Origin of the sequence: Mycolicibacterium palauense, assembly GCF_002592005.1 — a bacterium.
In the GTDB taxonomy this organism is placed as follows: domain Bacteria; phylum Actinomycetota; class Actinomycetes; order Mycobacteriales; family Mycobacteriaceae; genus Mycobacterium; species Mycobacterium palauense.
The window spans coordinates 88,303-94,437 of record NZ_NVQF01000013.1; the positions used below are offsets into that span (position 1 = coordinate 88,303).

Genomic DNA, 6,135 nt, shown 5'->3' on the forward strand with positions numbered 1-6,135 from the left:
ATACGGTGCCCGTCGAACCTGACCGGCTCAGCACCCGCCCGCCGCTGTGGCGGGAGCTGGTGGTGGGACTGGCGGTGTTCGGTGTGTACATCGTGGTCGCCGCCGAGGCCACCCCCGCCCGACGACAGGTCGCCGACCACAACGCGCAGATCCTGCTCGAGTTCGAGCGCCTGGTGCACATCGACGTCGAGCTGTCGCTCAACCAGTGGCTGGCCCGGCACCCGGTGCTGACGGTCCTGGCCAACTACGAGTACGCCTACACCTACGTGATCAGCGCCTTCGCACTGCTGGGCTGGCTCTACGTCCGGCATCCGGACAACTTCCGGCGCGCCCGCAGCTCCTTCATCCTGCTCAATCTGCTGGCGATCGCGTGTTTCTGGATCTTCCCCGTCACCCCGCCGCGACTGCTCGAAGGGATCGGCTACCTCGACACGGTGGCCACCAACACGACCGTCGGATCGTGGGGCACACCGCTGGTGTCGTCGGCGAATCAGCTCGCGGCGATGCCCTCGCTGCATCTGGCCTGGGCGCTGTGGGTCAGCGTGGTACTCGCCCGGCTCTCCCGGGGTCTGACGGTGCAGGCGATCAGCGCCGTCCACGTGGCCGTCACGCTGTACGTCATCATGGCCACGGCCAATCATTTCCTGCTCGACGCCGTGGCGGCGGTCCCGCTGGTGTGGCTCAGCGTCGCGCTGGTCGACTGGCACGGGGCCCGGCCCCAGCGGATGGCCGCCGCCGACGCGTTCTTCCTGCACGTGGAGACCGACACCGCCCCCCAGCACGTCGGCGGCATGGTGGTGCTGGCCGAGGATCCGCGGGGCGGACCCACCCTCGACGAGGTCCGGGCGCTGCTGCGCGCCGAACTGCCGCACATGCCGCGGGCCCGGCAGCGGCCGGACCGGGCCTCGCCGTGGCGGTGGTGGCGCTGGGTCGACGTCGACGAGACCGAACTCGACTGGGATTGGCACGTCCGCGAACTGCCCGCGCAACCCGATCGCGACCGCGCCGGCCCCGCCGCGGTGCTCGGCGCCACCGTGGCCGCACTGGCCCGTGAGCGGCTGCCCCGGGACCGGCCCATGTGGCGGGTCGCGCTGGTCCGGGACATCTCGCCGGGGCGGACCGGGCTGGTGTTTCTGATGCATCACTGCGTGGCCGACGGGATCGGCACGATCGTGCACGCGCTGAACCTGCTGCGGCCGCGACTGGAGCTACCGACCGGCGACCGGCGCGCACCGGGACCGCTGCGCTCGGCGGCCGCGGCGGCGATCGGGCTGGCCCAACTGGCCACCGACGGCCGCCCGGCACGCAGGTTGCCGCCCGGCTCGGGCAGGCGGGACTTCGCGACCACCGAGCTGGACCTGGCGACCGTGCGGGCACTGTCGCGCCGGGCGCACACACGGGTCACCGACCTGGTGCTGTGCCTGCTGGCCGCCGCCGTCGTCGTCGTCCACCCCGAGTTCGCCCGCACGGCCGGGGGCCGGCTGCGGGTGTCGGTGCCGATCATGCTGCGTGAACCCGGGACCGCGCCGGAGAGCAACGTCACCGCCGGTGTGATCACCGATCTGGCGCTGGCCCCGATGACCCCGGCCGACCGGCTTGCGGAGATCGGCCGCCGCAGCGGCCGATTGGGTTCTCCGACCCGGGCGTTGGCGTCCCGTTTCGTGATGTCGACGGTCCTCGGCGTGCTGCCCGCCCCGGCTCAGCGGTGGTGTGCCCGCACCGTCTACGGCCCGGCCTTCGTGCAGGGCATCGTCTCGAACATGCCGGGGCCGACGGTGCCGATGACGGTGGCCGGAATCCCGCTCGAACACGTCACCCCGATCCTGCCGTTGGCGCCCGGGGCGCCGTTGGCACTGGGCGCGCTGAGCTGGAACGGTGTGCTGGGCGTCGGCCTGGCGTCCGACCCGGAGTTCCTCGACGCCCGTCGGCTCGTGGCCGCGATGGCCACGGCGCTCGACGACCTCTCGATGTCCGGTAGCGCCGCGGTACCCGAGGGCCGCGGCGGGCGGACACCGCACTAAGCAGTGGTCACACAACGGAACCCGATGTGGGTGGTGGAGCTGTCCTGCGACTGCGGCGAACGCGCCGCGGGCCGGTAGCGGTGGCAGTACTCGGGCGCGCACAGATGCGAGCCGCCCTTGAGGACCTGACTGATCGCCGGGTCGGGCTCGGCCTTCGGAACGCCACGCGGGACCGGATTCGATCTGCCCGTCGGCGGGCAGCAGCCCGCGCCGGCCGGTGCGGGCCGGTGATGGGCACTGAACTCGGTGGTGGTCCACTCCCAGACGTTGCCGATCATGTCGACGAGCCCGTAGCCGTTGGCGTCGAACGTGCCCACCGGCGAGGTTCCGCGCCACCCGAGCGCACCGTCGTTGCGGAAAGGGAACCGGCCCTGCCAGGTGTTGGCCATCAGCCGCCCGCCCGGGGCCGCCTCGTCACCCCAGGGATAGGTCGTCGTGGTCCCGGCGCGCGCCGCGTACTCCCATTCGGCCTCCGTCGGCAGTCGCCGGCCGGCCCAGTGCGCGTAGGCGGCGGCGTCGGGGTAGGCGACCTGCACCACGGGGTGGTCGAGGCGGTCCTGCACGCCCGAGCCCGGGCCGAACGGCCGCCGCCAGCAGGCGCCGGGCGCCCAGTCCCACCACTGCCGCCAGTCCCGCAGATCGACGGGGCCGGCGGTGGGCCGGAACACCAGCGAGCCCGGCTGCAGATCGGCGGCTGCCACACCGGGGTACAGCGCCGGGTCCAGCGCGCGTTCGGCGACAGTGACGTAGCCGGTCTGCTCGACGAACGCGGCGAACTGGGCGTTGGTGACCGGGTGGCGTTCGATCGCGAACGCCCCGACGGTCACGGTGTGCACCGGCGCTTCCTCGGGGTAGAAGCTGGTCGATCCCATCCGGAACGACCCGCCGGGTACCTCGATCAGCTCGGTCAGCATGCCTTCAGGGTATGACGACCGCGAAGCCCCGCCACAGTGCCTGGCTGCCGAGCCCCGCAGAACGGGGCGGCCGCGGTGTCGACCACCGGATGCCCCGGCTCAGTCCCGCGCGAAGGCCGCGGCCAGCGCGCGTTCGGCATCGACGTAGGGCATCCCGGAGACGTCGACGACGACCTGGGCGATCGTGCCCCCGGTGAAGGCGAACGGCGCGCGGTAGGCGGTGGTGACCGGTTGACCGCCGTTGCGCCCCACGGAGACTCCCCCGCCGGCCAGTCCGAACATCGCGGGGTGGGTGCGTACGTCGGCCCGGGTGGCCACCACGGCGTCGTCGACGTAGAGCGCGACGTCACCGAGCGGGGTGTGGCTGCCCGCCACGGTGCCGGTGCGTTCGTAGCGGACGCCGAGGATGTGCGGGCCGGGTGGAACCGGATCCGGCGAGGACACCAGTTGCTCCTCCTCGCCCATGAAGTTGTACACGTAGTGCAGGCGACCATCGGCGAGGTAGAGAGCGTGGCCGCCGTGGCCGGCGCCGTGTTTGAACAGCACCCCCCGGGCGTCGCCGTCGAGGTCGACCTCGGTCAGCACCGAGAAGGACCGGCCCCGCAGCTCGACGGAGGCACCGATGCCCACCTCGGCGGTGTCCGGGTAGTAGACGAACGTCGTGCGGTCCCCCGCCAGGCTCGGCCGGAACCGCGTCAGCACCTCCATCAGGTTCAGATCCGCCAACGGAAGTCCGTTGTACTTGGCGGCCTCGGCGAACCACAGCGCCTTGAGCTCCTCGAGCTTCTCCGGCTGCTCGGCGGCCAGGTCATGACACTGGCTGCGGTCGGATTCGATGTGGTAGAGCTCCCAGCGGTCGGCGTCGAAGTGGCCCCAGCCCGCCGGGGTGGCGGCGTGCACCGTGGCGGCGAACCAGCCCCGGTGCCAGATCCCCCGGGTGCCCAACATGGTGTAGAACTGGGTCTCCTTGCCGGTGGGGAACTCCGGGTCGGCCAGTGCCGCAGCGAAACTCACGCCGTCGAGCGGTCGCTGCGGCACACCGGCCACGGTGGCCGGTGCCGTGATGCCGAGCAGGTCGTAGATCGTGGGCGTGATGTCGCAGACGTTGATGTAGTTGTCGCGGACCTCGCCGCGCGCGGCGATGCCCTTGGGCCAGGAGACGATCGCGGTGTCGGCGATCCCACCCTCGTGGGAGGCGTACCGCTTGAACAGCTTGTAGGGCGTGTTGAACGCCATCGCCCACCCGATCGGGTGGTGGTTGTAGGTCTGCGGCCCGCCGAGCTCGTCGTAGAAGCGCATGCTGTCCTCGACGGTGTCGATGTAGCCGTTGAAGAACTTGACCTCGTTGACCGACCCGTTGGGCCCGCCCTCACCGGAGGCGCCGTTGTCGGAGATCACCACGATGATCGTGTTGTCCAGCTGCCCGGATTCCTCCAGATAGTCCAGTACCCGGCCGATCTGGTCGTCGGTGTAGGACAGGAAGCCGGCGAACACCTCGGCCATCCGGGCGAACAGCCGTTGTTCCTCGGCGCTCAGCGAATCCCAGGGCCGCACGGTGTCCTGCACCGGCCACGGCTCGCCGTTGGGTCCCTGAATGTCGGCATAGGGGTTCATCGGGGACATCTCGGTGTCGGCGGGGACGATCCCCATTCTCTTCTGGTTCTCCAGCACGATGTCGCGGTAGCGCTCGTAGCCCATGTCGAAGCGGCCGGCGTAGCGGTCGGCCCATTCGCGGAACACGTGGTGCGGAGCGTGGCCGGCGCCGGGGCACACATAGGAGAACCAGGGCTTGTCCGGGGCGATCACCTTGGCGTCCTTGATGAATTCGATGGTCTTGTCCGCGAGATCCTTGGAGAGGTGGTAGCCCTCCTCCGGGGTCGCCGGCGCCGCCACCGGGTGGTTGTCGTAGACGAGTTCGGGATACCACTGGTCGGTCTCGCCGCCGAGGAACCCGTAGAAGCGCTCGAATCCACGCGACAACGGCCAATGCCGTTTGGTGGCGGCCAGATTCGACTCCTCCAGCGGGGTGAGGTGCCACTTTCCGACGCAGTAGGTGTTCCAGCCCCGCTCGGCGAGCACCTCCGAGATCAGCGCCGTCTCGGCCGGAATCCGCCCGCTGGCGTTGGGAAACCCGTCGGTGAACTCCTCGACGGCGGCCATACCGACGGTGGTCGCGTTGCGCCCGGTCAACAGCGACGCCCGGGTGGGCGAACACAGCGCGGTGGTGTGGAACTGCGACAGACGCACGCCCCGATCGGCGATCCTGCCCATGTTCGGCATCTCGACAAGCCCGCCGAAACAGTCCCAGGTGGCGATGCCGATGTCGTCCCAGACCAGGTAGAGCACGTTGGGCGCGCCCTCGGGTGCCGTCGGCGGCGCATAGGGCCCCCAGTCCGGCTCGGAGTCACGGATGTCCAGTTCGATCCTGCCCGCAAATTCGGTCGCCATGCCGACTCCGTCCTCGTGTGGTGGGCCTCGTGCTGCCCGAACGCCCCGGACAGTACACCGAAAGTATTGACCGACAGCACAATTTTGGGTGCGGCATTGGCCGCGTTTGGCGGCGCGTGCGCCGCCGGCATCTCAGGCCTGCGGCGAGAGCGGTTCGTTCACCCGGTAGAGCCGCCAATCCGGTTGACTGTCGCCGTCATTGGGGATCTCCAACTCGAGGGTGGCGATGTCGGCCCCGGTGTCGTAGAGCGTCGGGTAGCGCTGATTGAGCGCATCGGAGATCCCCCGCCCGCTCGGCGGCACCACCAGCAGGTACTTGACCCCGTTGTCCTGGGGATCGTTGAGCAGTCTGGTGAAGTCCTCATCGGAGGGCACCACGAAGGTCTGCGGCTTCTGCGAGGCCGCCACCACGGCGAATCCGTACACCGTGTCGGTGATCACCGAGCCCTCCGGCAGACCGAGATCGTCGAGGTAGCGCGCGATGTCGCGCTCGGTGGAGAAGGTCGCCGCGATGCGGCGTTCCACCGCCTTCTGCGGGTCGACGCTGTCGGGGTCGGGGTCGAGCACGGCGCCCAGCGCATACTCCTGGGGGGCGTAGTCGGGCAGCGTCATTCCCCATGCGGTGACGGGCAGGCCGACGGCCAGGGCGAGCGCGACCACGGGGTAGCTGAACCGGGCGGGCGCGGTGCTGGGGATCTGCGCCGGGGCCGGGGCGTAGCGGCCCCGCCGGGTGGGGGTGGCGAAGACACCGT

3 protein-coding genes and 1 pseudogene are annotated in these 6,135 nt (G+C 70.5%); 1 reads left to right on the forward strand and 3 read right to left on the reverse strand.

The genetic code is table 11. The annotated features are described in order from the left end of the window. Positions 1-5 precede the first annotated feature (5 nt). Positions 6-2,021: a bifunctional phosphatase PAP2/O-acyltransferase family protein gene (locus tag CSR00_RS07960; RefSeq protein ID WP_099021846.1), complete on the forward strand. Its 2,016-nt coding sequence runs from the start codon at positions 6-8 to the stop codon at positions 2,019-2,021. On the opposite strand, the gene CSR00_RS07965 is transcribed toward CSR00_RS07960, so the two are convergent. The 3 genes and pseudogenes from CSR00_RS07965 to CSR00_RS07975 all read right to left on the reverse strand — a co-directional run. Further along, the gene (locus CSR00_RS07965) at positions 2,018-2,935 is read right to left on the reverse strand and encodes a formylglycine-generating enzyme family protein (protein WP_099021847.1); all 918 of its coding nucleotides are present in this window, start codon (positions 2,933-2,935) and stop codon (positions 2,018-2,020) included. The genes CSR00_RS07960 and CSR00_RS07965 overlap by 4 nt on opposite strands. A gap of 99 nt (positions 2,936-3,034) precedes the next feature. After that, the gene (locus tag CSR00_RS07970; RefSeq protein ID WP_099021848.1) at positions 3,035-5,383 is read right to left on the reverse strand and encodes an arylsulfatase; all 2,349 of its coding nucleotides are present in this window, start codon (positions 5,381-5,383) and stop codon (positions 3,035-3,037) included. A 132-nt stretch (positions 5,384-5,515) separates the two neighbouring features. After that, positions 5,516-6,135, reverse strand: a pseudogene (locus CSR00_RS07975) (ABC transporter); the annotation flags it as partial.